General features: G+C 68.7%; 22 protein-coding genes. 12 read left to right on the top strand and 10 right to left on the bottom strand.

Translation table 11 applies throughout. From position 1 onward, the window contains the following. The first annotated feature begins 402 nt into the window (after positions 1–402). Positions 403–1362, top strand: coding sequence for an alpha/beta fold hydrolase (locus tag ACTWJ5_RS17215; protein WP_301502589.1), 960 nt, complete (start codon positions 403–405; stop codon positions 1360–1362). On the opposite strand, the gene ACTWJ5_RS17210 is transcribed toward ACTWJ5_RS17215, so the two are convergent. Further along, positions 1350–2567, bottom strand: coding sequence for an MFS transporter (locus ACTWJ5_RS17210; protein ID WP_444436176.1), 1218 nt, complete (start codon positions 2565–2567; stop codon positions 1350–1352). The genes ACTWJ5_RS17215 and ACTWJ5_RS17210 overlap by 13 nt on opposite strands. Before the next feature lie 73 nt (positions 2568–2640). Further along, positions 2641–3558, bottom strand: coding sequence for an AraC family transcriptional regulator (locus ACTWJ5_RS17205; protein ID WP_444436175.1), 918 nt, complete (start codon positions 3556–3558; stop codon positions 2641–2643). 105 nt (positions 3559–3663) lie between these two features. Here ACTWJ5_RS17205 and ACTWJ5_RS17200 point away from each other — a divergent pair, with 105 nt between their 5' ends. The 6 genes from ACTWJ5_RS17200 (at position 3664) to ACTWJ5_RS17175 (ending at position 9089) form a co-directional block, all read left to right on the top strand. Next, a complete protein-coding gene (locus ACTWJ5_RS17200; protein WP_074979191.1) occupies positions 3664–4218 on the top strand; it encodes a carboxymuconolactone decarboxylase family protein in 555 nt (184 codons plus the stop codon). A gap of 54 nt (positions 4219–4272) precedes the next feature. Next, entirely contained in the window at positions 4273–5334 is a 1062-nt protein-coding gene (locus ACTWJ5_RS17195; protein WP_444436174.1) for an acyl-CoA dehydrogenase family protein, read from the top strand. After that, positions 5331–6167, top strand: coding sequence for an ABC transporter ATP-binding protein (locus ACTWJ5_RS17190; RefSeq protein WP_061561722.1), 837 nt, complete (start codon positions 5331–5333; stop codon positions 6165–6167). Before ACTWJ5_RS17195 ends, ACTWJ5_RS17190 begins: the two co-directional genes overlap by 4 nt. Then, positions 6133–7332: an ABC transporter substrate-binding protein gene (locus tag ACTWJ5_RS17185; protein WP_444436173.1), complete on the top strand. Its 1200-nt coding sequence runs from the start codon at positions 6133–6135 to the stop codon at positions 7330–7332. The genes ACTWJ5_RS17190 and ACTWJ5_RS17185 overlap by 35 nt, the downstream gene beginning before the upstream one ends. Further along, positions 7329–8090 (top strand): ABC transporter permease, encoded by a 762-nt coding sequence (locus ACTWJ5_RS17180; RefSeq protein WP_436278234.1) that lies wholly within the window; start codon positions 7329–7331, stop codon positions 8088–8090. Before ACTWJ5_RS17185 ends, ACTWJ5_RS17180 begins: the two co-directional genes overlap by 4 nt. An 81-nt stretch (positions 8091–8171) precedes the next feature. Then, entirely contained in the window at positions 8172–9089 is a 918-nt protein-coding gene (locus tag ACTWJ5_RS17175; protein WP_444436172.1) for a ketopantoate reductase family protein, read from the top strand. An 85-nt stretch (positions 9090–9174) separates the two neighbouring features. On the opposite strand, the gene ACTWJ5_RS17170 is transcribed toward ACTWJ5_RS17175, so the two are convergent. From ACTWJ5_RS17170 to ACTWJ5_RS17150, 5 genes are read right to left on the bottom strand one after another with little or no spacing between them, the layout of a single operon-like run. Continuing rightward, the gene (locus ACTWJ5_RS17170) at positions 9175–10233 is read right to left on the bottom strand and encodes a DUF3396 domain-containing protein (RefSeq protein ID WP_444439612.1); all 1059 of its coding nucleotides are present in this window, start codon (positions 10231–10233) and stop codon (positions 9175–9177) included. A 59-nt stretch (positions 10234–10292) separates the two neighbouring features. Beyond that, complete coding sequence (locus ACTWJ5_RS17165; RefSeq protein ID WP_444436171.1) at positions 10293–11381, bottom strand: DUF3396 domain-containing protein; 1089 nt, start codon at positions 11379–11381, stop codon at positions 10293–10295. A gap of 16 nt (positions 11382–11397) precedes the next feature. After that, positions 11398–12099, bottom strand: a complete 702-nt coding sequence (locus tag ACTWJ5_RS17160; protein WP_253409348.1) for a VRR-NUC domain-containing protein — start codon at positions 12097–12099, stop codon at positions 11398–11400. Then, a complete protein-coding gene (locus tag ACTWJ5_RS17155) occupies positions 12096–12614 on the bottom strand; it encodes a PAAR domain-containing protein (RefSeq protein ID WP_256511337.1) in 519 nt (172 codons plus the stop codon). Before ACTWJ5_RS17155 ends, ACTWJ5_RS17160 begins: the two co-directional genes overlap by 4 nt. Positions 12615–12661: 47 nt before the next feature. Further along, entirely contained in the window at positions 12662–13024 is a 363-nt protein-coding gene (locus ACTWJ5_RS17150; RefSeq protein ID WP_370311606.1) for a PAAR domain-containing protein, read from the bottom strand. A gap of 702 nt (positions 13025–13726) precedes the next feature. Here ACTWJ5_RS17150 and ACTWJ5_RS17145 point away from each other — a divergent pair. The 5 genes from ACTWJ5_RS17145 (at position 13727) to ACTWJ5_RS17125 (ending at position 19289) form a co-directional block, all read left to right on the top strand. Continuing rightward, complete coding sequence (locus tag ACTWJ5_RS17145; RefSeq protein ID WP_074979176.1) at positions 13727–14569, top strand: sugar phosphate isomerase/epimerase family protein; 843 nt, start codon at positions 13727–13729, stop codon at positions 14567–14569. Positions 14570–14584: 15 nt separating this feature from the next. Beyond that, positions 14585–15628, top strand: coding sequence for an isopenicillin N synthase family dioxygenase (locus tag ACTWJ5_RS17140; protein ID WP_074979173.1), 1044 nt, complete (start codon positions 14585–14587; stop codon positions 15626–15628). A 35-nt stretch (positions 15629–15663) separates the two neighbouring features. After that, positions 15664–16467, top strand: a complete 804-nt coding sequence (locus ACTWJ5_RS17135) for an ABC transporter substrate-binding protein (protein WP_083426741.1) — start codon at positions 15664–15666, stop codon at positions 16465–16467. 59 nt (positions 16468–16526) lie between these two features. Further along, complete coding sequence (locus tag ACTWJ5_RS17130; RefSeq protein ID WP_444436170.1) at positions 16527–18083, top strand: amino acid ABC transporter permease/ATP-binding protein; 1557 nt, start codon at positions 16527–16529, stop codon at positions 18081–18083. 75 nt (positions 18084–18158) lie between these two features. After that, the gene (locus ACTWJ5_RS17125) at positions 18159–19289 is read left to right on the top strand and encodes an MFS transporter (protein WP_444436169.1); all 1131 of its coding nucleotides are present in this window, start codon (positions 18159–18161) and stop codon (positions 19287–19289) included. Between the two features lie 238 nt (positions 19290–19527). On the opposite strand, the gene ACTWJ5_RS17120 is transcribed toward ACTWJ5_RS17125, so the two are convergent. Genes ACTWJ5_RS17120 through ACTWJ5_RS17110 form a run of 3 tightly spaced genes read right to left on the bottom strand, consistent with a single transcriptional unit; the run spans position 19528 to position 22598 of the window. Then, positions 19528–20388, bottom strand: coding sequence for an efflux RND transporter periplasmic adaptor subunit (locus tag ACTWJ5_RS17120; RefSeq protein ID WP_444436168.1), 861 nt, complete (start codon positions 20386–20388; stop codon positions 19528–19530). 13 nt (positions 20389–20401) lie between these two features. Further along, positions 20402–20614 carry a DUF1656 domain-containing protein gene (locus ACTWJ5_RS17115; RefSeq protein WP_249916705.1) on the bottom strand — a complete coding sequence of 71 codons (213 nt, stop codon included), beginning with the start codon at positions 20612–20614 and terminating at the stop codon, positions 20402–20404. Then, positions 20601–22598 (bottom strand): FUSC family protein, encoded by a 1998-nt coding sequence (locus ACTWJ5_RS17110; protein ID WP_444436167.1) that lies wholly within the window; start codon positions 22596–22598, stop codon positions 20601–20603. The genes ACTWJ5_RS17115 and ACTWJ5_RS17110 overlap by 14 nt, the downstream gene beginning before the upstream one ends. Positions 22599–23123: the final 525 nt, after the last annotated feature.

Here is a 23123-nt window from a genome sequence, read left to right as displayed (position 1 = left end):
TCTCGTAGGAGCGAGCTTGCTCGCGAACGGATTTCGCAGCGGGGCTTGTTCGCGAGCAAGCTCGCTCCTACGAAGAGCAGCGCCCCGGCGCAGCCGGCAAGACAGTTGCTCCTACGGCTTCAGGGAAGCACGGTCGTAGGATGGGTATCGCTTCGCTCAACCCATCCTACGGGGCTCAACCGTTGGCCGGAACACCGGTGTCCCAGAACTGTAGGAGCGAGCTTGCTCGCGAACGGATTTCGCAGCGGGGTTCATTCGCGAGCAAGCTCGCTCCTACAAAAAGCGCCTCGGCGCAGGAGAGTAGGGCGTCTTGGCGCCATGCCCCACTATTCGTCCAACGAATGGAAATGACGTCGTCACACCCGTACTGCTAGCGTCCCGACAAAACCCCGGAGATTCCCCATGCCCTCCATCGAGCGACGCCTGCTGCCGGTCAACGGCATCCACCTGTGCGTACACATCGCCGGCCCCGCCGATGGCCGCCCGGTCTGGCTGCTGCACGGTTTCCCCGAATGCTGGCACTCCTGGCGCGCGCAGATTCCGGCGCTGGTGCAGGCCGGCTACCGCGTGCACGTGCCGGAGATGCGCGGCTACGGCCGCAGCGACGCGCCCGAGCCCATCGAGGCCTACGACCTGCAGAGCCTGTGCGGCGACGTTCTCGGCGCCATGGACGCCCTCGGCCAGGGCCGCGCGGCGGTGCTCGGGCACGACTGGGGCGCCCTGGTGGCCTGGCACCTGGCGCTGCTGGCCCCGGAGCGGGTGGCGGCCCTGGCCACGCTGTCGGTGCCCTATGCCGGGCGGCCCAAGCGGCCGGCCACGGAGATCCTCCGCGAGGTCTTCGCCGGGCGCTTCAACTACATCCTCTACTTCCAGCAGCCCGGCGTGGCCGAGGCCGAACTGGACGCCGACATCGAGCGCAGCCTGCGCCTGTTCTTCCGCGATGCCGGCGACAACGACCCCTTCCTCCAGGACAAGCCCGCTGACGCCCGTCTGTTCGAAGGCCAGCCCACGCCCCGGCAACTGCCGGCCTGGTGCAGCGAGGCGGACCTGGCCTACTACATCGAGACCTTCGCCGGCCGCGGCTTCCGCGGGGCGCTCAACTGGTACCGCAACTTCGAGCGCAACTGGCGCTTCAGCGAGCCCCTGGCCGGCCGCCAGGTCGGCCAGCCGACGCTGTTCCTGGTGGGCGACCGCGACCCGGTGGCGAGCCTGGAGGCCTATACCCTCAAGCGCATGCCCGAGGTGGTGGCGGACCTCGAACAGCACCGCCTGGAAGGCTGCGGCCACTGGGTCCAGAACGAGCGCCCGGCCGAGGTCAACGCCTTGCTGCTGGACTTCCTGGCGCGCCGCTACCCGGCCTGAACGGTGTCGGCGGCGGGCTCCGGCCACAGCGCCACCAGCACCAGCAGGGCGCCGACCAACAGGTACGGCAGGCGCGGCTCGACGCCATAGAGCAGGCTGCCGGCCAGCGGCCCGAGCACCACGCCCAGGCCCTGGGCTGCGCCCATGGAGCCGGCGGTGGAGCCTTGCTCGTCGGCGTTCACCGCGTTGGCCGCCAGCGCCGAGAAGGCCGGGAACACCCAGCCCATGCCCGCCGCGGCGACGAAGAAGGCCAGCCACAACTGCCAGGCCTGCAGCGCCAGGCTGGTGCCGGCGAAGCCGATGCCGGCCACCAGCGCGCCAACGCGGATCAGCCGCTGCGGCGCCCAGTCCAGGCGGCGCACCAGCAACTGGGCGAGGATCAGCGCCACGCCCACGGTAGTCAGCGCCACCCCGGCGGCCTGGGCCGCCGCGCCCGGCGCCAGGCCCAGGCGGTCGAGGGCGAAGAAGCCCACGGTGATCTGCGCCACCGCCACGCAGAACATGGCGACGAAGGCCACCAGCATCGGCCGGCGCAGGCGCGCATCGCCCAGGCGGATGCTCTGCGCGACGCGCTGCAGGTGGTGCTCCTGGCGCTGCAGGCGGGTGAGCAGCGCCAGGAACCCCAGCAGCGGCAGCACGCTCATGGCGTACAGCGGCAGGCTCAGGCTGTGCCGGGCGAGCAGGGCGGCGATGGCCGGGCCGAGCACCATGCCCACGGCATTGGCAGCGCCCAGGCTGGCCAGGGCGGCGGCGCGCTGGCGCGGCGGGTAGTTGTCGGCGATCAGCGCCTGCCCGGCGGCCGGCAGCGCGGCGTAGAAGGCGCCCACCGCGCCGCGGCCGAGCAGCAGGCCGAGGAACGACAGCGCGGCGATAGGCTGCAAGCGCAGCGCGGTATCGACGAAGACCGCCAACAGCACGTAGGACAAGGTCACCCCGGCGCTGCCCAGCAGCAGGATGCGCCGTCGCCCCAGGCGGTCGCTGGCATTGCCCCAGGGCCGTGCCAGCAGCAGCCAGAGCACGCCGGACACGGTGACCGCCGCGCCGGCCTGCCAGGCCTGCAGGCCGAGCAGCCGGGCGATGGGCCCGACCAGCGAGACGAAGGCCATCATCGCCATGGTCCCGGCCATGGTGGAGAACAGCAGCGGGCGCAGGTCGAAACGGGCGTCGGCGGTACCGGGCTGCGCGGCTTCGGTGGAATCGGACACAGCGGGCTCCTTGGGGTGAGGGAAGGCGCAAGGCTAGCACGGCGATGAGAATTGTTCTCGTTTGTTGGGCCTGTCAGCGCCCCTGGCCGCCGTCGCGGCTGCGCCGGTACGCCCCCGGCTGCTGCCCGGTGCTCTTGTGGAAGGCGCGGGTGAAGGCCGCCACCGACTGGTAGCCGACCGCCGCGGCCACCTCGGCCACGCTCTGGTCGGCCTTGAGCAGGCGGCAGGCCTGGCCCATGCGCAAGGCCAGCAGCACCTGGCCGGGGGACTGCCCGCAGGTTTCGTTGAAGCGCTTGAAGAAGGCCGAGCGCGACAGCCCGGCGCAGGCCGCCATGTCCTCCAGCGTCCAGGGCAGTTGCGGTTGCTCGATCATCCTTTCCAGCAGGCCGGCGAACTGCGGCTGCCGGGCCAGCGCCACCAGGCCGCCGAGGCCGGGGTTGTCCAGCACCTGCTGGCGCAGCACGTAGAGGAACAGCAGGTGGCTCAGGCGCTCCAGCAACTGCTGCGAGGGCGCCGGCTGGCGCGCGCATTCCTCCAGGATGAGTTCGAACAGGCTGCGCGCGGCGCGTTGCGAGGGTTCCTCGGCGCGCAGCACCAGATAGGCGGGCAGCGCCTCGATGATCAGCGCCGAGAGCCCGGAGTGGAAGTGGAAGAAGCCGCAGACCAGGCCGACGCCGTCCTCGGCCTGCAGCTCCAGGGCGGTCATGGCCTGGCGCGGCTGGCAGGCGGCAGCCTCGGCGCTGGCGGCGTCGGACAGCCGGTAGGGCAGGTCGCGCAGCAGGAACACGGCGTCGCCGCCCTCCAGGCGCACCGGCGCCTCGCCCTCCAGGTGCAGCCAGCAATGGCCCTGCACCACCAGGTGGAAGCTGGCCCGGGCCAGGCCCTGGGTGGAGGCGTGCCAGCCGCCGCAGTAGCGGCCCACGTGGAACAGGCTGGCGTCCAGCTCCAGGCTGTCTAATAACCAATCGACAAGGGGGCTCGACGAAATCATCTAATGAAAAGACTCAGGAGCAAGTGATAGCGACTTTAGAATATTGAACGGTTTTCTTATTACCAACAGACTTTTTCGACACCTACCGCACACGGAGTCGAACCCATGTCCCGCCTGCCCATCCAGACCCTCGACAGCGCCCCGGAAGCGGCAAAGCCGTTCCTGCAGAACGCGCTGAAGAACTCCGGCTTCATTCCCAACCTGCTCGGCGTGCTGGCCAACGCCCCGGCCGCGCTGGAGACCTACGTCACCGTCTCCGGCCTCAACGGCAAGGCCGAGCTGGGCCTGGCCGAGCGCGAGGTGGTCCAGCTGATCGCCGCCACCACCCACGGCTGCGACTTCTGCGTGGCCGGGCACACCGCGGTGGCGGCCAACAAGGCCAAGCTCCCTGAGGAAGTGATAGCCGCCCTGCGCGAACAACGCGAACTGCCGGAGCCGCGCCTGGAAGCCCTGGCCGCCTTCGCCCGCGAGGCCATCGCCAGCCGCGGCGCGGTCAGCGACGCGGGGCTCGCGGCCTTCCGCGCCGCCGGCTTCAGCGACGGCAATGCCCTGGAAGTGCTGCTGGGCATCAGCCTGGCGACCCTCTGCAACTTCGCCAACGTGCTGGCGCAAACGCCGCTCAACCCCGAGCTGGGCAAGTACCGCTGGGAAAAGGCCTGAGTTGCGCATGACCGGGTGGCTGCCCCGCGGCTGCCCGCCAAAAGGAGAGCGACCATGCTCGATCCGACCCTGAGCCACTGGCTCGACGCCCAGGCCGAGGCCCTCGACCTCGGCCATGCCGACCCGCAGTCGGTGCTGCCGCAACTGGCCAGCGCCGGGCTGTTCGGCATCGGCGTGCCCGAGGCGCGCGGCGGCGCCGGCGGCAGCCTGCTCGACGCGGTGGAGGCCATCGCCGCGGTGGCCGGCCATTCGCTGACCGCCGCCTTCGTCTTCTGGGGCCAGCGCGCCTTCATCGAATACCTGCTGCAGAGCCCCAACCAGGCGCTGGGCGAGCGCCTGCTCGGCGAGCTGCTGGACGGCCGCCTGGCCGGCGCCACCGGGTTGTCCAACGCCATGAAGTTCCTCTCCGGCATCGAGAGCCTGCAGGTGCGGGCCACCCCGGCCGGCGACGGCTGGACCCTGGACGGCCGCCTGCCCTGGGTGACCAACCTGCGCAAGGGCCACTTCGTGGTGGCCGCGGCCATCGAGCGCGAGGGCGCGGCGCCGCTGGTGGCGGCCATTCCTTCGGCCAGCGCCGGCCTGGAACGCTCCGACGACCTGCAACTGCTCGGCCTGCAGTCGAGCAACACCGCCGCCCTGGACTTCGACGGCGTGGCGCTGCCCCGCGAGTGGTTGCTGCACGACGACGCCCGGCGCTACCTGCCGCAGGTGCGCCCGGCCTTCCTCGGCCTGCAGTGCGCCATGACCATCGGCCTCGCGCGCCGGGCCCTGGAAGCGGTGCGCGAGCACCTGGGCGGCAGCCGCTCGGTGCTGCGCGAGGAAGAGGAACGCCTGCGCGGCGAACTGGACGGCCTGGTCGAGCGCCTGCGCGCGGGGCTTTCCAGCGGCGAGTTCAGCGCCGAACCGGCGCGGCTGTTCCGCATCCGCATCGGCCTGGCCGAAGGCGCCGCCGCGGCGGTGCAGCTGGAGCTGCAGGCCAGCGGCGGCAAGGCCTACCTCAGCCGGCACGGCGCGGCCTTCGCCCGGCGCTGGCGCGAGTCGGCCTTCGTGCCCATCGTCACGCCCAGCCTGGTGCAACTGCGCGCCGAGCTGCAGCGCCAGGAGGCGCGGGCATGAGCGAGGTGCTGCTGCAGGCCGCCGGCGTCGCCCTGGGCTACCCCGAGGGCAAGGGCTGGCGCAGCGTGCTGGAAGGCTTCGAACTGAGCCTGGCGCCGGGGGAGGTGGTGTCCATCCTCGGCCCCAGCGGCGTCGGCAAGTCCAGCCTGCTGCGCGTGCTGGCCGGGTTGCAGAAGCCGGCGGCGGGCAGCGTGCGCCTGCTCGGCGAGGCCATCGACGGCCCGCACCCGCGCGTCGCCGTGGCCTTCCAGGACCCGAGCCTGCTGCCCTGGCTGAGCCTGGAGAAGAACGTCGCATTCGGCCTGGACTTCGCCCGCCAGCCGAAGCTGGACAAGGCCACGCTGCACCAGCGCGTCGACCAGGCGATCGCCGCGGTCGGCCTGCAACAGGCGCGCGGCTACCTGCCGGCGCAGCTTTCCGGCGGCATGGCCCAGCGCGCCGCGCTGGCCCGCTGCCTGGCGCGCCAGCCGCAGGTGCTGCTGCTGGACGAACCCTTCGGCGCGCTGGACGAAGTGACCCGCGCCGACATGCAGCAACTGCTGCTGCAGGTGATCCACGAACGGCGCACCGCCGCCGTGCTCATCACCCACGACATCGACGAGGCCCTGCTGCTCTCCGAACGCATCCTGCTACTGGGCGACACCCCGGCGCGGACGTTGGGCGAATGGCGCATCGACCTGCCGCAACCCCGCGCGGAGCTGGTCGAGGAACTGGGCGCGCTGCGGGTCGAGATCCTCAAAACCCTACGGCGGGCGAGCCGATCCCACGCGAATTCCCACCCTGCGCCGGAGGCTGCCCATGTGCCTGGACGATCCCACTCATTCTCGACGTGACATTCTCAAACTCGGCGCGCTGCTCACCGCAGCCGGCGCGCTGCCGCTGCTGACCAGCCTGCGCGCTCGCGCCGCCAGCGAGCCGGACGCCCCGGTGCGCATCGGCTACCTGCCGATCACCGACGCCACGCCGCTGCTGGTGGCCCACGCCAACGGCCTGTTCGAGGCCGAGGGCATCAAGGCCGAGCGCCCAGTGCTGCTGCGCAGCTGGGCGCAGGTGATCGAGGCGTTCATTTCCGGGCAGGTCAACGTCATCCACCTGCTGTCGCCGATGACCGTCTGGGCCCGCTACGGCAGCAAGGTGCCGGCCAAGGTGGTGGCCTGGAACCACGTCGGCGGCTCCGGCCTGACCGTGGCGCCGGACGTGACCGAGGTGAAGCAGCTGGGCGGGCGCACCCTGGCCATCCCGTTCTGGTACTCGATCCACAACGTGGTGCTGCAGCAGTTGCTGCGCGACAACGGCCTGGCGGCGGTGAGCAAGCCGGCCGACGCGGCACTGGCTGCCAACGAGGTCAACCTGGTGGTGCTGCCGCCCTCGGACATGCCGCCGGCCCTGGCCAGCGGGCGCATCGCCGGCTACATAGTCGCCGAGCCGTTCAACGCCCTGGCGGAGAACCTCAAGGTCGGGCGCATCCAGCGCTTCACCGGCGACGTCTGGCGCAACCACGCCTGCTGCGTGGTGTTCATGCACGAGCACGACCTGAACGGCCGCCCGGAGTGGTCGCAGAAGGTGGTCAACGCCATCGTCAAGGCCCAGCTGTGGACCCGCGACAACCGCGCCGAGGCGGCGAAGCTGCTGTCCAAGGACGGCGCCAACCGCTACACCCCGCACGCGCCGGAAGTGCTCGGCAGGGTGCTGGCACCGGCGCCCGGCGAGCGCGAGAAGTACCTGGCCGACGGCGCCATCCGCCATGCCGACTGGCACGAGGAGCGCATCGACTTCCAGCCGTACCCGTTCCCCAGCTACACCGAGGAACTGGTCAGGCGCCTGAAGGACACCCTGATCCAGGGCGACAAGGGCTTCCTCGCCGCGCTGGACCCGGCGCACACCGCGCAGGACCTGGTGGACGACCGCTTCGTGCGCAACGCCCTGGCCCAGGTCGGCGGCCTCGGCGCCTTCGGCCTGCCCGAGGGCTTCGCGCGCAGCGAGGAGATCACCACGTGACGGCGCCGGCACTCTCCGGCCGTCGCCACTGGCTGCTGGGCCTGGCTGGGCTGCTGGCGCTGCTCGGCCTGTGGTGGAGCAGCGTGCGCCTGTTCGGCGGCGACGGCCTGGGGCAGCTGTTCTCGCCCCAGGCCACCCTGGCCAGCCTGGGCGAGCTGCTGGGCCGCGCGGAGCTGTACCAGCACGTGCTGGTGAGCCTCAGGCGCGTGCTGCTCGGCCTGCTCCTGGCGCTGGCGGTGGGCGTGCCCCTGGGCCTGCTGGTGGGCGCCTCGCGCAATTTGGAGGCGGCCACCACGCCGGCCTTCCAGTTCCTGCGGATGATCTCGCCGCTGTCGTGGATGCCCATCGCGGTGATGCTGATGGGCGTGGGCGACCAGCCGATCTACTTCCTGCTGGCCTTCGCCGCGGTCTGGCCGATCCTGCTCAACACCGCCGCCGGCGTGCGCCAGCTCGACCCGCGCTGGCTGCAGCTCTCCCGCAGCCTCAGCGCCACGCCCTGGGAGACGCTGCGCAAGGTGATCCTGCCCGGCGTGCTCGGCCACGTGCTGACCGGCGTGCGCCTGGCCATCGGTATCCTCTGGATCGTCCTGGTGCCCTGCGAGATGCTCGGCGTCAGCGCCGGGCTGGGCTACTACATCCTCGACACCCGCGACCGCCTGGCCTACTCGGAACTGATGGCCATGGTCCTGCTGATCGGCGCCCTGGGCTTCGCCCTCGACGCCCTGGCGCGCAGCCTGTACCGCCGGCGGGCGGGCTAGGCCATGCATTTTCCCGGCACTGCGTCTATATACAGGCAATGAGCCGGCGCCATCGTGCCGGGCAGCCGAGGAGGGTGGGCCATGCGCATTCTGGTGGTCGGGGCGGGTTCCACGGGTGGGTTCTTCGGCGCGAGCCTGGCCCGGGCCGGGCGCGACGTGACCTTCCTGGTGCGCGCCGGGCGGGCGCACCAGTTGCAGCAGGAAGGCCTGCAGGTGCTCAGCCCCCACGGCGATTTCGTGCTGACGCCGCAACTGGTCGGCGCCGGGCACCTGGACGGGCCCTACGACCTCATCCTGCTGACGGTGAAGGCCTACGCCCTGGAGGCGGCGCTGCGCGACATCGCCCCGGCGGTGGGGCCGGGCACGATGATCCTGCCGGTGCTCAACGGCATGCACCAGGTCGACGCCATCGTCGATCACTTCGGCCGCGGGCCGCTGCTGGGCGGCGTGTGCAAGATCGCCAGCACCCTGGACGAGCGCGGCCGCATCGTCCAGTACGGCACCCTCAACGAACTCTCCTACGGCGAAATGGACGGCGCCCGCAGCGAGCGCATCCTGCGCCTGGACGCGCTGCTGCAGGACGCCGGCTTCGACGCCCGGCTGAGCCCCGACATCCACCGCGAGATGTGGGAGAAGTGGGTGCTGCTGGCCGCCCTGGGCGGCATCACCTGCCTGATGCGCGGCAACGTCGGCTCGGTGGCCGCCGCGCCCCAGGGCGAGGCCTTCGTCAACCGCTTGCTGGACGAGGTGGTGGCGGTGGTCCGCGCGGTGGGCCTGGAGCCGCGCGAAGCCTTCCTCGCCGAGGCGCGCCGGCAGCTGACCCTGCACGGCTCGCCGCAGACCTCGTCGATGTACCGCGACCTGGTCGGCGGCCGCCCGGTGGAAGCCGAGCAGATCATCGGCGACCTGCTCGGCCGCGGCCAGGCGGCCGGGTTGGACCTGCCGCTGCTGCAGGCGGCCTTCGTGCACCTGGCGGTGTACGAGCAGGGGATGGGCTGATTGCGTAGTCGGGCGGCGATTTCCTGCACTTGGACTGGCCGGGAAGCTAAGTGCGTCTTCCCCGGACTTCAGGCTCCATCCCGGGCTATAGGCGCTCTTCCAGGGTGTTGGCCGCGCTCAGAGCGGGTTCGTTGGCCAGCAACTTGGCGCGCCAGACCGGTATCTCGCTGTCCTCGACATCCAGGCGCTTGAGCCACTGATCGGCGGACCAGCCGATCAGGCGTAGTTCGCCGTCGTGCGAACCGCCGTGCAGCGAACCCACGGTTTCGTAGCGGATACCTTTGAGCAGGTGATTGAGCAGCACGTAGGCGGCCGGCTTCGGGTCGTCGCCGTCGCCCCCTGACGGATAGGCACCAGCCTGGATTACCACGCCAGCACCGTAGTCGTAGAAGGCGAAATGGCTGGACGGCAGTCGGTCGCGCAGGGTATCCAGCCCGCCAACCAAGTTCAGTCGCTGCTGATCGAGCACGGTCAGCCAACTGACGGTCTTGATCTTAGGATGTTTGAACTCAGGGATATTGGCCAATAGGCCGGCGGTCCCCACATCCAATCCCGGCATGCGCGCAGCCATAAATGCCTCGGTGGGCTCGTTATCATCCCGGCTGGTCGGCGACAGGTTGTAGGCATGCCCGGCATAACCTTGCTCGGGAGCCAATCGACGTGCGAAGTCTAGAAATAGGCGGAGGAAACTCAGTGGGTTCTGTTCTTGAAAGAGTAAGGGAACAGAAAAGTCTAGTGTCCCAACTGAGTCACCCATGTTGGCTTGCCAGGCCCGCGGGCCATAAATATCGAAGAACCAGGGGCTAGCGTCATTAGGTTTTGCCCCGTTGGTGTAGCAAAAGCTGAGTAGGTCATCCTCATCCATGCTGGCCAGCATTTCACGCAATGACTTTGCATCACCGTAGGCCGTCAGTGGCTTTCCTTGCGGAGGCTCTTCACGCCATAGCCAAGTCAAGTGTGGCTCGGCGCAGCGCCTGAACTCGTCGAAACACTGACACAGCGCTTCGCGTACCAGAGGGGTATGGGCCTCCTTGAAGTAGAGCGTGCCGCGCAGGCAGAGCACGGCGCCGATATAGTCCTCGGGGCCGCCTTTCATCAGCAGATTGCCGGGCACCGGCGGCGGCTCTACGTACTTTGCCTGCATGCTCTCACCTTGCCTTGCAAGGCACTCAAGCAGTTGATCCGCCAAACGCTGCCGCTCGTTCATAGACGCTCCGGCAAGGTGTTGGCCGCGCTCAGAGCGGGTTCGTTGGCCAGCAACTTGGCACGCCAGGCGGGTATCTCGCTGTCCTCGACATCCAGGCGCTTGAGCCATTGATCGGCGGACCAGCCGACCAGGCGCAACTCGCCATCATGGGAGCCGCCGTGCAGCGAACCCACGGTTTCGTAGCGGATGCCTTTGATCAGGTGATTGAGCAGCACGTAGGTGGCGGGTTTTGGGTCTTCGGCATCACCGCCGAGATAGGGGTAGGCACCGGCCTGGATCACTACGCCGCCATCGTAGTCGTAGAAAGCGAAATGACTGGGTGGTAATCGCGAACGCAAAGCCTCCAGGCCTCCGGCCAGGTCCAGGCGCTGCTGATCGAGCAAGGTCAGCCAACTGACGGTCTTGATCTTGACGTGTTTGAACTTCGGGCGGTTAGCCAGCAAACCAGCCGTTCCCACATCCAAACCTGGCATACGCGCAGCCATAAAGGCTTCGGTCGGCTCGTTGTCGTCCCGGCTCGTTACCGAAAGGTTGAAGGCATGTCCTGCATAGCCCTGCTCCGGAATCAGTCGACGTGCGAAGTCGAGGAACAGGCGTAGGAAGTTCAGAGGGTTCTGCTCCTGGTACAGCAGTGGTACGGAAAACTCCAACACACTCAGGTCATCTCCTATTCTTGCCTCCCAAGCTGATCTTCCAAAAATCTTGAAAAGCCAAGAGCTAGCATCGTTAGGTTGCTTACCGCTGATGTAGTAGAAGCTCAGTGGATAGTCCTCATCCATACCCGCCAGCATCACACGCAATGGCTTTGCATCACTGTACGCAGTCAGCGGCTTGCCCTCTGGCGGTTCCTCGCGCCAGAGCCAGGTGAGATGGGGCTCGGCCAAACGCTTGAACTCGTCAAAGCACTGACACAGCGCCTCGCGCACCAAAGGGGTATGGGCCTCCTTGAAGTAGAGCGTGCCCCGCAGGCAGAGCACGGCGCCGATATAATCCTCGGGGCCACCCTTCATTAGCAGGTTGCCGGGCACCTCCAGCAGATGCGGCTGCTTGGCCAATTCATCAGCCAGGTTGAATTCTGGTTCCATAAGATGTTTCTCCGAATCAGTAGGCTGGAATCATTGGTCGAGGAGAGCGGCCGCGGGTCAGGATAAGCATCACGCCACTGGCGATAGCTGCGGCCCACCCCAGTTGCTCCACCGGAACCTTGGACTGCTGATTTTCCTGGCCACAGTCGCAGTCAGTGGACTTCATCTCAACGACCTTGCGCTCATCTCCAGCGATCTTCTCGTAGGCAAGTACCTGGGTTTCGTTGTGCGGATCCGGTGGAAACTTCATCTCGACCACCTGCTTGATATTGTCCTGGGACGGCGGCTTGGTCGGGTCTTGGACGATCACCACGTCAGGCCGACGAATCATGCCTCGGCCTGGCTTGAACGGCGGATGCTCCGGGTCTTCGTCCCAGTATTTACTGATCCAGCCGGGAATCCAGCCATGCGGACTGTTGCCGGTCTGACTGTCGAGAATCGGCTGCGGCGGGTTCTTGGTCATGTCGTAACTGACCTCGGGCTTGTACGGGCTACGGCCTTGCAGGATTTCGTCCAACTCGCCCAGGCGCTGGGCCACGCAGGCCTGCTTGAGGTTCTTGCCATCCTGGCTGACGTTGGGCGTGCTGCTGCAATAGCAGATCGCCGAGCACAATACCTTCTTGTCCTGCGGGGCGAGTTTGGGTTCCAGGATGTTCAGCGGATTGTTCTGGCCTTCCGGGCTCATGCCGCCCTGGGCGAGGCTGGGCTGATCGCTCATGCTTCGCCCCCTGGCAGCAGGTCGATGTAGATGTTTTCCGCCGTCTCGTGCCTGACCCATGACGTCATGCCTTCGGCATCCGTGGTGTCGATGGCGGACCAGCCGGCGCTGGACCAGAGCTTGACCCTGCGGCCGGCGACGGGCTTGCCCGTTTCCTGGTCGATCAGCTGAAAGCGCCCGGAGTACGGCGCGGTGCTGCCAGGGAACGGCGCCACGGGAGTAACCGGCGCGGGGGTGAACGTATCGCCGATGATGACGGTGCCCGAGCCTCCGATGATGACGTTGCCGTGCGCACCCAGGCTGCCCAGTGTGGCGGCGGGCTGGCCATTGATGAACACGCTCGATGAAACGCCGGAGACGATCGGGCTGCCGCAGGCGGTGACATCGCCTTGTCGCGCCGCGGACAGGCCGTCGAAGATAACGTCAGGCGAGCCGCTGACGATGGGGTTGGTGCCGTGGCCTGGTAGTGGACAGGCCGTTGGATCGGTGACGCGGGCTGCGGGTTTCCCACTCATGTGCGATTCCTTGCAATAGCCAGAGATGGAGGGTGAAACGCTGTCGGCTAGTCGGGCTTTACAGCCTGGTAGTCCGGCTGAAGCAGGCCGGGGATGCCGTTATCGTCGGCGTATTCGCGAATCTGCCCGGAGCTTTGCAAGCTGCTGACGATGGTGTCGCCGTTGTCGGTGGCGCTACCCACGATGGCCATCGGTTGGCCGTTGTGAGAGAGCGCCGCACCGGCACCGGAGACGATCCTGCTTTCGCTGTTGTCCGGATAGCGCACCAGGTCGCCCACGCAGGCAATCGGGTAGCCATGGATTTTCACGCTGGTGCTGGCCGTAGCGACTTCACCGCCCAAACGGGTACGGGCTCCCAGCGTGGCAAGGTCATAGGTGGCCTTCACGGGCCGTGCGGCGAGCTTCGCCATGGACTCGGAAACCAGGCGTTGTGCTTCCTCTACGGTGTAATTCACGACACATCCTTCCTGTGGGGCGAGCGCACTTTCGTGCGCAAATATAGGGAGTGCGAAAGTAACAAAGCTAAAGTGCGCAACTTCTTGCGCGCTTCCCCTCTAGCTCGCATGGATAGGATGCAAGAGAAATTTGTAACCCTTTATTCATGCCTCGCCAGCGTGAGCGGATCGCACTTTTGAGCGTCCTGGCAACCTTCCCGCACCAGAAAAGGGGTTAGCCGTTCTTACAGGAGCAGCCTGTTCGCGAACCCGCCCCTCCGATAGTTCACGAATCTCTGAACTGATTATTTGCCCGCCGCTATTTTTCCCCCGCCCCCTACCTGCGACAACTGCACCGACGCCAGGCCAGCCCTGGCGCCGGCGCAGCGGAGCCCCCACAACATCCGCGCGCCGCGCTGTTCCTTACTGCCCAAGCACGCCCGGCCCCAGGCCAGGCGCACAACAACAATCGGCGGGCACCAGCCCGTCAATGCTGCCGGTCTGTCAGAGGAATACCACCGTGTCCATGCTTGCGCGCTTTTCCCGCTTCCCCGCTTCGCCGCCACTCCCTGGACCGGCAACCGTCTCCATACCCCTGAATTCCGTCCTGTCGCGCTAAGACGCGGCTCGCCTTTCGCCGTGCCCGACGGCGCGGCTCATCCTGCCCGGAGTTCGTCCATGCGACTCGATATCTTCCGCACCCTGTGGGGCTACGCCCATGGTTGGCCGCAGGCCATCGCCGAACTGCGCGAGGCCGGTTTCGACGGCCTGGAGGCGCGCCTGCCGCTCGACCCCGCCGTGCGCGCCGACTACGCGCGGCTGCTGGCGGAGGAGGGCGTGCCCTACATCTGCACCCTGTTCACCGCCCACGACGTGCTGCCCGACCAGGCGGCCACGCCGCAGGTCCACCTCGACGACCTGCAGCGCAAGCTGGGCCTGGCCGCGGAGCTGGCGCCGCGTTTCGTCAACGTGCTCGGCGGCAACGACCGCTGGCCGCTGGCGGCGCAGGTGGACTTCTTCGGCCGCGCCCTGGAACTGGCCGCCGGCCAGGCGCTGACCTGCTGCTTCGAAATCCACCGGGCCCGCTCGCTGTACAGCCCCTGGGTGACCCTGGAGCTGATCCGCCAGGTGCCCGGGCTGCGCTTCACCAGCGACATCAGCCACTGGGTGGTGGTCTGCGAGCGCCTGCTGGACGACGCGGCCGATGACCTCGGCCCCTTCGTCGAGCGCGTGCACCACATCCAGGCACGCGTCGGCTACGACCAGGGCCCGCAGGTGCCGCACCCGGGCGCGCCGGAATACGCCGCCGCGCTGGCCTTCCACCAGCGCCACTGGGAAGCCGTGTGGCGCGCCCAGCAGGCGCGCGGCCTGCAGGTGACCACCCTGACCCCGGAGTTCGGCCCGGACGGCTATTTGCATCGGCTTCCCTTCACCGGGGCGCCGATCGCCGACCTGTGGGACCTCAACCGCTGGATGGCCACGGAAGAACGCCGCCATTTCCAGACCTTCCTCGAATCCTGAGCCGGAGCACGACCCATGCAGGAGCATGCAAGCAAGGCCTTCCAATCCATCCCCGTCGTCGACATCGCCGGGCTGTTCAGCGCCAGGCTGGAGGACCGCCGGGCGGTGGCCGCCGAACTGGGCAAGGCGGCCCGCGAGGTGGGCTTCCTGTACATCCGCAACCACGGCCTGGACCCGGAGCTCATCGAGGGCCTGCAGGCCGCCGCGCGGGACTACTTCGCCCAGCCGCTGGAAGCCAAGATGCGCCACTACATCGGCGCCTCGGAAAGCCACAAGGGCTTCGTCCCGGAAGGCGAGGAGGTCTATTCCAAGGGCAAGCCGGACCACAAGGAAGCCTTCGACGTCGGTTTCGAAGTGCCTGCCGACGACCCGCTGGTGCTGGCCGGCACGCCGCTACTGGGGCCCAACCGCTGGCCCGAGGTGCCCGGCTTCCAGGCGCGGGTCAGCGCCTACTACCAGGCGGTGTTCGCCCTCGGCCGCAAGCTGTTCGACGGCTTCGCCCTGGCCCTGGGCCTGGAGGAGGGCTACTTCGACCCGCTGGTGAGCCGCCCGCCGTCCAAGCTGCGGCTGATCCACTACCCGTTCGACGGGCAGGCCCAGGACGCCCCGGGCATAGGCGCGCACACCGACTACGAGTGCTTCACCATCCTCCACGCCACCGAGCCGGGCCTGGAAGTGATGAACGAGGACGGCCAGTGGATCGACGCGCCGCCGGTGCCGGGCGCTTTCGTGGTGAACATCGGCGACATGCTGGAGGTGATGAGCAACGGCGCCTTCGTCGCCACCGCCCATCGCGTGCGCACGGTGCGCGAGGAGCGCTACTCCTTCCCGCTGTTCTACGCCTGCGACTACCACACGCAGATCCGCCCGCTGCCGCAGTTCGACGACGGCGGCCAGGGCTACGAAACCATCGCCATCGGCGAGCACATGTGGAGCCAGGCATTGCAGACCTACAGCTACCTGCGCCGCAAGGTGGCCGACGGCGAGCTGAAACTGCCGGAGCGGGCGCGCAAGCCGTCCAGCTTCGGCCACCTGAAAAAGCAGACGCAGCCTTCCTGAACTGCGCATTCCCACTCGACCCTGGAGCAATCACGATGAAAACCACCCGCACCCTCCTGGCCGCCGGCGCGCTCGGCGCGGCCCTGCTGGGCACCGTGCACGGTGCCTGCGCCGCCGTCACCGCCACGCCCGGCCAACTGAAGATCGGCATGGAAATCACCTACCCGCCGTTCGAGTCCTACGACGGCGACAAGGTGGTGGGTTCCGACCCCGAGCTGGCCGCGGCCCTGGCCCGGCACATGGACCTGGAGCCCAGCTACCTGAACACCAAGTTCTCCGGGCTGATCCTCGGGCTCAACGCCGGGCACTTCGACGCGGTGATCTCCGGCATGTACATCACCCCCGAGCGCACCGCCCAGGCCATGGCCATCCCCTACGCGCAGACCGGCGCGGCGATCATGGTGCCGGCCGGCAGCGAGCTGAAGCCGGAGAAGCCCGAGGACCTCTGCGGCCTGAAGGTCGGCCTGGAGCAGGGCACTACCTGGGTGGCCAAGTTCGCCGAGCTGTCGAAGAGCTACTGCGAACCCAACGGCAAGGGCGCCATCACGGTGAGCGAATACCCGTCCGCCCCGGAAGTGACCCAGGCCCTGCTGTCCCGGCACGTGCAGGCCCAGGTGGAGATTTCCGGCGCCGCGCACATGATCGCCGAGCGCTCCAAGGGCCGCGTGGTGGTCACTTCCAAGGAGCTGATCTACAAGCAGACCCTGGGCATGTACGTGAAGAAGGGCAACCAGGCGCTGTACGACGCGCTCAAGGTCGCCTTCCAGAAGACCAGGGACAGCGGCGAGTTCGCCGCCATCCTGCAGAAGTACGCCCTGGAAGAAGCCGCGGCCGAGTAATCCGTTTCAACGCAAGATGAGAGACGGGCCCGGCGCCGGGCCCGTCCGCCGAGGTGCCCATGCAGTTCGACTGGTCCTATTTCTTTTCCCTGTTCTCCCTCCCGGATTTCTGGAAGGCCTGCGTCACGGTGGTCGAGCTGAGCGCCCTGGCCTGGCTGATCGGCATGCTCCTGGGCTTTCTCCTGGCCAGCGCCAAGCTCGCCGAATCGCGCTGGCTGCGGGTGCCGGCGGGGCTGTACATCTGGTTCTTCCGCAGCGTGCCGCTGCTGGTGCTGGTGGTGTTCGTCTACAACCTGCCGCAACTGTTCCCCAGCACTGGGGCGCTGCTGTCCAACCCGTTCATTTCCGGGCTGCTGGCCCTGGTACTGACCGAGGCCGCGTACATGGCCGAGATCCACCGCGGCGGCCTGCTTTCGGTGAGCAAGGGGCAGAAAGAGGCCGGTCGCGCGCTGGCCGTCGGCGCCCTCGGCATCCAGCGCCTGATCGTGATTCCCCAGGCCTTCCGCATCGCCCTGCCGACGCTGATCAACGAATACGTCACGGTGGTCAAGCTGACCTCGCTGGTCTCGGTGATCTCCCTCACCGAGCTGCTGATGGTCGGGCAGAAGCTCTACGCGCAGAACTTCCTGGTGATGGAAACCCTCTCGGCGGTGGCCATCTACTACGTGCTGATCGTCACCCTGTTCGGCTGGCTGCTGCAGTACCTGGAGCACCGCCTGGACCTCAACGCGCGCAAGCCGGAAACCCTGGGCGAGGCCGCCGTCGGGCGACTGCGCGCCAGCCTGGCGCAGCCGGCCGCCGCGCGCCGCGAGGCACCCGCGCCGGGCATGCCGCCGGCGCTGCACCTGCGCGACATCCGCAAGAGCTACGGTGCCCACCCGGTGCTCAAGGGCGTGTTCCTCCAGGTGGCCAGCGGCGAGGTGGTGTCGATCATCGGCCCCTCGGGCTCCGGCAAGACCTCGCTGATCCGCACGGTCAACGGCCTGGAAGGCATCGACGGCGGCGAGGTCGTGCTGTTCGGCGAGTCCTACATCAAGGCCGGCCAGCCGGACCCGGCGCGCCTGCGCCGCGGCGTGCGGCACATCGGCATGGTGTTCCAGGGCTTCAACCTGTTCCCGCACCGGACCATCCTCGACAACGTCACCCTGGCGCCGCGCTTCCATGGCCTGGACGGCCCCGAGGTCTGCGAGCAGCGGGCCCTGGCGCTGCTCGACAAGGTCGGCCTGCTGGCCCACGCGCACAAGTACCCGCACCAGCTCTCCGGCGGCCAGCAGCAGCGCGTGGCCATCGCCCGCGCGCTGGCCATGGAGCCGGACATCATGCTGTTCGACGAACCCACCTCGGCGCTCGACCCGGAGCTGGTGGGCGACGTGCTCAACGTCATCCGCGACCTGGCGAAGGAGGGCATGACCATGGTCATCGTCACCCACGAGATGGACTTCGCCCTGTCGATCTCCGACCGCGTGGTGTTCATGGAGCACGGCCAGGTGCAGGTGGACGCGGCGCCCGCGGCCATCCGCAACGGCGAATGCGGCGAGCGGGTGATGCGCTTCATCGGCCTGGAGCGCTCGTCGAGCCCGGCCCAGGGCCAGGCCCAGGCGACCGCGGCGGGCTGAGCCGGGCACTTCCCCCTCGGCAGGCGGGCGCGCATCGGGTAAGGTGCGCGCTCGCCTTGTCGTCCGGGAGGGACCATGTCGTCAGACCCCGCGCAGCCGCGCCTGCGCCGCGCCGATAACGATTCCCGCCGCGCCGCCCAGGTCCTCGGCCTGTGCCTGCCCGGCGACGTGGTGCTCTACCTGCTGCTGCCGATGTACGCCGCCGACTTCGGCGTCAGCCTGGCCCAGGCGGGCATCCTGCTGGCGGCCAACCGCCTGGTGCGCATTGTCGGCTACGGCTGGGTGGTGCGCTTCTACGCCCGCCACGGCGACCGCGCCACCTGCAGCCTGGCGGCCTGCGCCTCGGCGTTGTGCGCGCTGGGCTATGCGACGCTCTCCGGCGTCGCCGCGTTGCTGGTGCTGCGCCTGATGTGGGGCCTGAGCTACGCCAGCTTCAACCTCAGCACCCAGACCCTGGCCACCGCCGAGGCCCAGGGCGCCGCGCGCCGCGCCGGGCGTTCGCGGGCGACCATCTCCATCGGGCCGATGCTGGCGTTGCCGCTGGCGGCGGTGATGGCCCAGGCCTGGGGGCCGCGCAGCGTGTTCTTCGTGCTCTTCGCCAGCGCATTGCTGGGCCTGTGGCGGGCGCGCTCGCTACCGGCCCAGGGGCACGACCTGCATACCCCGAGCGGGCGCCGCCTGCGCCTGCCGGACAGCATCGCCACCTGGTCCTTCATCGAGGGCGTGACCCTCGACGGCCTGTTCATCTTCGGCCTGTCGCTGTACGCGGAAAGCCACCTGGGCGGCACCGGCGTGCTGGTGGCGGGCATCCTGATGGCGGTGCGCTACCTCAGCGAGATGCTCTTCAGCCCCTTCGGCGGCCGCCTGGCCGACCACTTCGGCGCGCTGCGCATGCTGGTGACGCTGTCCCTGGCGACCTCGGCGGCGCTGCTGATCTTCGGCAGCCACTGGCTGTTCGCCGGCGCCTTCCTGGTCCTGCTGCTGCGCGCCCTGCAACTGCCGCTGGTGATGACCCTGGTGGCCCAGCGCAACCCGCAGAACCGCATCCAGGCCCTGGCCGGCAACGCCATCTGGCGCGACATAGGCGCAGGCCTGGGGCCGATGCTGGCCGGCGTGCTGCTGCCCGTGGTGCCGGCCTTCTGGGCCTACGCCGGCGCCGCGGCGGTGCTGGCGCTCAGCGCCCTGGGCTGTGCCTGGCGGCGTTGATCGTGTGGGTTCGATCGCGGACGGAGTCCGCTTCTGCGCATGCCTCACGACAACTGTAGGAGCGCGCCCTGCGCGCGATTCGCGGGCAGGGCCCGCTCCTACAGGGAATGGTGCGGGCGGGGCGGCGTAGGAGCGGATCTCATCCGCGAATCGCACCGGAATCTCCGGCTATCGCGGACAGAGTCTCCTACGATCATGCTTCCCTGGAACCGTAGGAGCGGACTCCGTCCGCGATGCTCTAAGGGCTGGCCTCGATATTGACCGTGGCGGTCATGCCGGCGCTGAGGTGGATGTCCTTCGGTACTTCCAGCAGCTCGATGCGCACCGGGATGCGCTGGGCCAGGCGCACCCAGTTGAAGGTCGGCTCGACGTTGGCCAGCAGCTGGGTGTCGGGCAGGGCGTTGCGGTCGGTGATGCCGCTGCTGATGCTCTGCACCCGGCCTTTCAGCATGCGTTCGCCGCTCATCAGCGTCACCCGCGCGCGCTGGCCGACGTGGATGCCGGGCAGCTTGGTCTCCTCGAAGTAGGCGGTGACGTAGAACGAGCCCTGGTCCACCAGGGCCATGGCGGCCTGGCCGGTCTGCGCGTAGTTGCCCTGGGCCAGGCGCAGGTTGGTCACCTGGCCGTCGCGCGGGGCGCGCACCTCGCTGCGCTGCAGGTTGATCTCGGCCAGGTGCGCCGCGGCCAGGGCTTCCTGGTACTGGCTGTTGGCAATGTTGGCGTTGAGCTGCGCGGTCTCGCGGTCCTCGGCGCTGATCGCCGCGCTGGTCAGGCGCTTGCGGCGGTTGGCCTCGCTCTGCCGCAGCAGGTATTCCTGCTTGCGCGTCTCGGCCAGGGCGCGGGCCTGGTCGAGGTTGGCCTGGTAGCGGTCGCGGTCGATGCGCATCAACAGGTCGCCGGCCTTGACCTTCTGGTTGTCGACGATGGGCAGCTCGGTGACCCAGCCGGACACGTCCGGGGCAATCACCACCACGTCGGCGCGCACCCGGGCGTCCCGCGTCCAGGGCGAGAGCATGTAGTAGCGCCACAGCCAGAGCCCCGCCAGCACGGCGGCGGCGACCACCAGCAGGGTGGTCAGCACTCGCAGGAAGCCTCGCACGCAACGCTCCTCTTTATCCGTTGACGACGCCGGCGCACCAGGTGACGGCGGCCAGCAGCAGGGTGAACAGCGCGCAGTCGAACAGCGCCTCGTGCCAGATCCAGCGCCCCGCTGGCGTGGCCTGCAACAGCTTGCGCAGCACGATGGTCAGGGCCAGGGCGAGCAGCGCGTAGAGGAACATCGGGCTGATGTAGACGCCGCCCAGGGGCAGCTCAACCAGGTCCATGCTCGTCCTCCAGGTGGCACCAGGTGCGCCAGGTGTTGCTCAGATGGCGCAGCGCGGCGCGGGCCAGGCGGTTGTTCTCGGCCAGGTGGCTGGGGTCGCTGCGCAAGGCGGCGTCCAGTTCGGCGCAGAGTTCTTCAAGGCGCGCCTCGCGCCCCGGGGCCGGGCCGGCCTGGAAGAGGTCGCCCAGGCTGCCGAGGAAGGCCTGCCGGCGCTTGCGCAGCACGCCGCGGGCGCCGGCCAGGCAGTGGCGCAGGTGCAGCAGTTCGCTGCCCATGTCCAGCGCCAGCAGGCCGTCGAGCCAGCGCCGCTGCATGGCCTGGGGCAGCAGCGCGTAGTGCCGCGCCAGGCGGATCAGGCGGTCGGCCATGCGCCCGCCGAACCAGCTTTCCGCCTGCTCCAGCGGGTAGCGGGTGAGGCGTCCCAGGTCCAGCGCCATGGCCTGGCCCAGACGGCGGATCACCCAGTCCGGCGGCAGCGCCAGCAGGCGGAACACCATGGCGGCGAAGCCCACGCCGATGACCGTGGCCTGGCCCGAGTTGAGCAGGCTGGCGAAGTCGTAGTGCATGTCGTTGCGCGGCGCGATGAAGGTGATGAACTGGATGGCGAAGGTGGTGGCGGTGCCGATCAGCGCCGGCGGCCCGGCCATGCCCAGGGCGGCGAAGAACAGCGGCACGCCCAGGGCCATGCACAGCAGGGGGAAGCCGTTCCACTGCGGCAGCAGCCACTGGTCCACCACTATGGCGGCCAGCAGCGCGTAGAGGATGCCGCGCAGGAAGCTCATGCTCAGCTCCACGGCGTTGTCGCGGTTGGCGAACAGGCTGCAGAGGATGCCGGCCATGAGCATGCCGCCCACCGCCGCCGGCCAGGCGCTGGCCAGCCAGAAGGCGGCGATGCCCAGCAGCGCCAGGGCGCTGCGCAGGCCATAGAACAGCGCCATCAGCCAGTCGCGGTGCCAGGACAGGCCGCTGCTGGCGGCGCCGCTGAACTCGCCGCTGGCCACCCCGGCGGCGGCCGTTTCGGCGGCTTCGACCTTGATCAGCAGCACCGCGCAGCGCGCCAGGCAATAGCGCAGGTCGTTGTCCAGGGCCTCGTCGGCGCTGGCCTGCAGCAGGCGGTCGCGCAACGCCTGCAACTGTTCGGGGGTGTGGCGCGGCAGCAGCGCCAGCAGCTCGTCGAGCCAGGGTTGCAGTTGCGCTTGCGCTTCGGGCGATAGCACCTGCCGCTGGCGCGACGCCCCGCGGGCGGTGCGCAGCAGGCTCAGCACGTCGCGTGACAGGGTGCGCAAGGCCAGGGCACGGCGCTGGCCCTGGTGGCCTTCGAACCAGGCATGGTCGCGCTGGGCGTCGGCGGCGACGATCCGGCCGAGCAATTGGAGGATGCCTTCCGGCTCGCGCGCCTGGCCGCGCAGCGCGTTGGCCGCCGCCTGCAGAGCGGCGTCGAGGGTTTCGCGGGCGACCCGCGCGAGGTTTTCCTCGACCCGCTGCGGCCACAGGGTGGCGCTGACCACCGAGGCGCAGACGATGCCCAGGCAGATTTCCGTGCAGCGCGCCACGGCCTGGTCGAACACCTGCAGCGGCACGTTGATCGCCGGCAGGGCGATGATCGCCACCGTGTAGCCGGACAGCACGAAGGCGTAGGAAACGTGGTTGCGCAGCAGGGTCGAGGCGGCGGTGCACAGGCCCATCCATAGCGCGACCACCAGCAGGAACAGCCAGGGCGTCTGGGCGAACAGGGCCATGATGAGCACCGCCATGCTGGTCCCGACCAAAGTGCCGAGCAGGCGGAACAGGCCCTTGGCGACGACCATCCCGGACAGCGGCTGGGACACGATGAACACCGTCATCAGCGCCCATTGCGGCTGTTCCAGGTCCAGGCGGAAGGACAACCAGAGGGCGATGCCGCCGGCCAGCAGTGTCTTGCCGGCGAAGCGCAGGGCAGGGCCGCTGGGGGCGATGAAGGCGGTCAGGGCAGGGCTGGCTAACACGGCGTCGACAGGCTCCGGCTGAGGCTTGCGGCCCGCTCAGGTGGCGCGCACGGATGACGGTGGGGCCTCGTTATCGGGAAGCATAGTCGATGGGGGCGGTTCGCTCGGTGCATGGGGGTTCAGGGGGCGGGTTCGGCAGTGGTGTGTTGGTGGAGTCCGTTGCCCTCACCCCAGCCCTCTCCCGGAGGGAGAGGGGGCCGTTTGGAGCGGGGGGTGAGTTCGGAGTTGTCCTGCTACTCCTCACTACCCCCGCCATTCCCGCGAACGCGGGGCGCGGCTCCATCACCAACAGCGCTTGCGCTGGCCCGAAGGGAAATAACCCAGTGCTTTGCACGTGGGTTCAGGGAGTTTGGTGATTGCGCTTCACGCTGAACGGTTCCCTCTCCCGCTTGCAGGGGAGGGTTAGGGTGGGGGAGCGGAGTAGAGGTTTGGCAGTGGTGTGTCGGCGGAGTCCGTTGCCCTCACCCCAGCCCTCTCCCGGAGGGAGAGGGAGCCGTTCGGAGTGGCTGGCGAGGACGGAGTTGT

Origin of the sequence: Pseudomonas sp. A6, assembly GCF_052367875.1 — a bacterium.
In the GTDB taxonomy this organism is placed as follows: Bacteria; Pseudomonadota; Gammaproteobacteria; order Pseudomonadales; family Pseudomonadaceae; genus Pseudomonas; species Pseudomonas citronellolis.
This window is presented reverse-complemented; position numbering and strand designations above follow the sequence as displayed.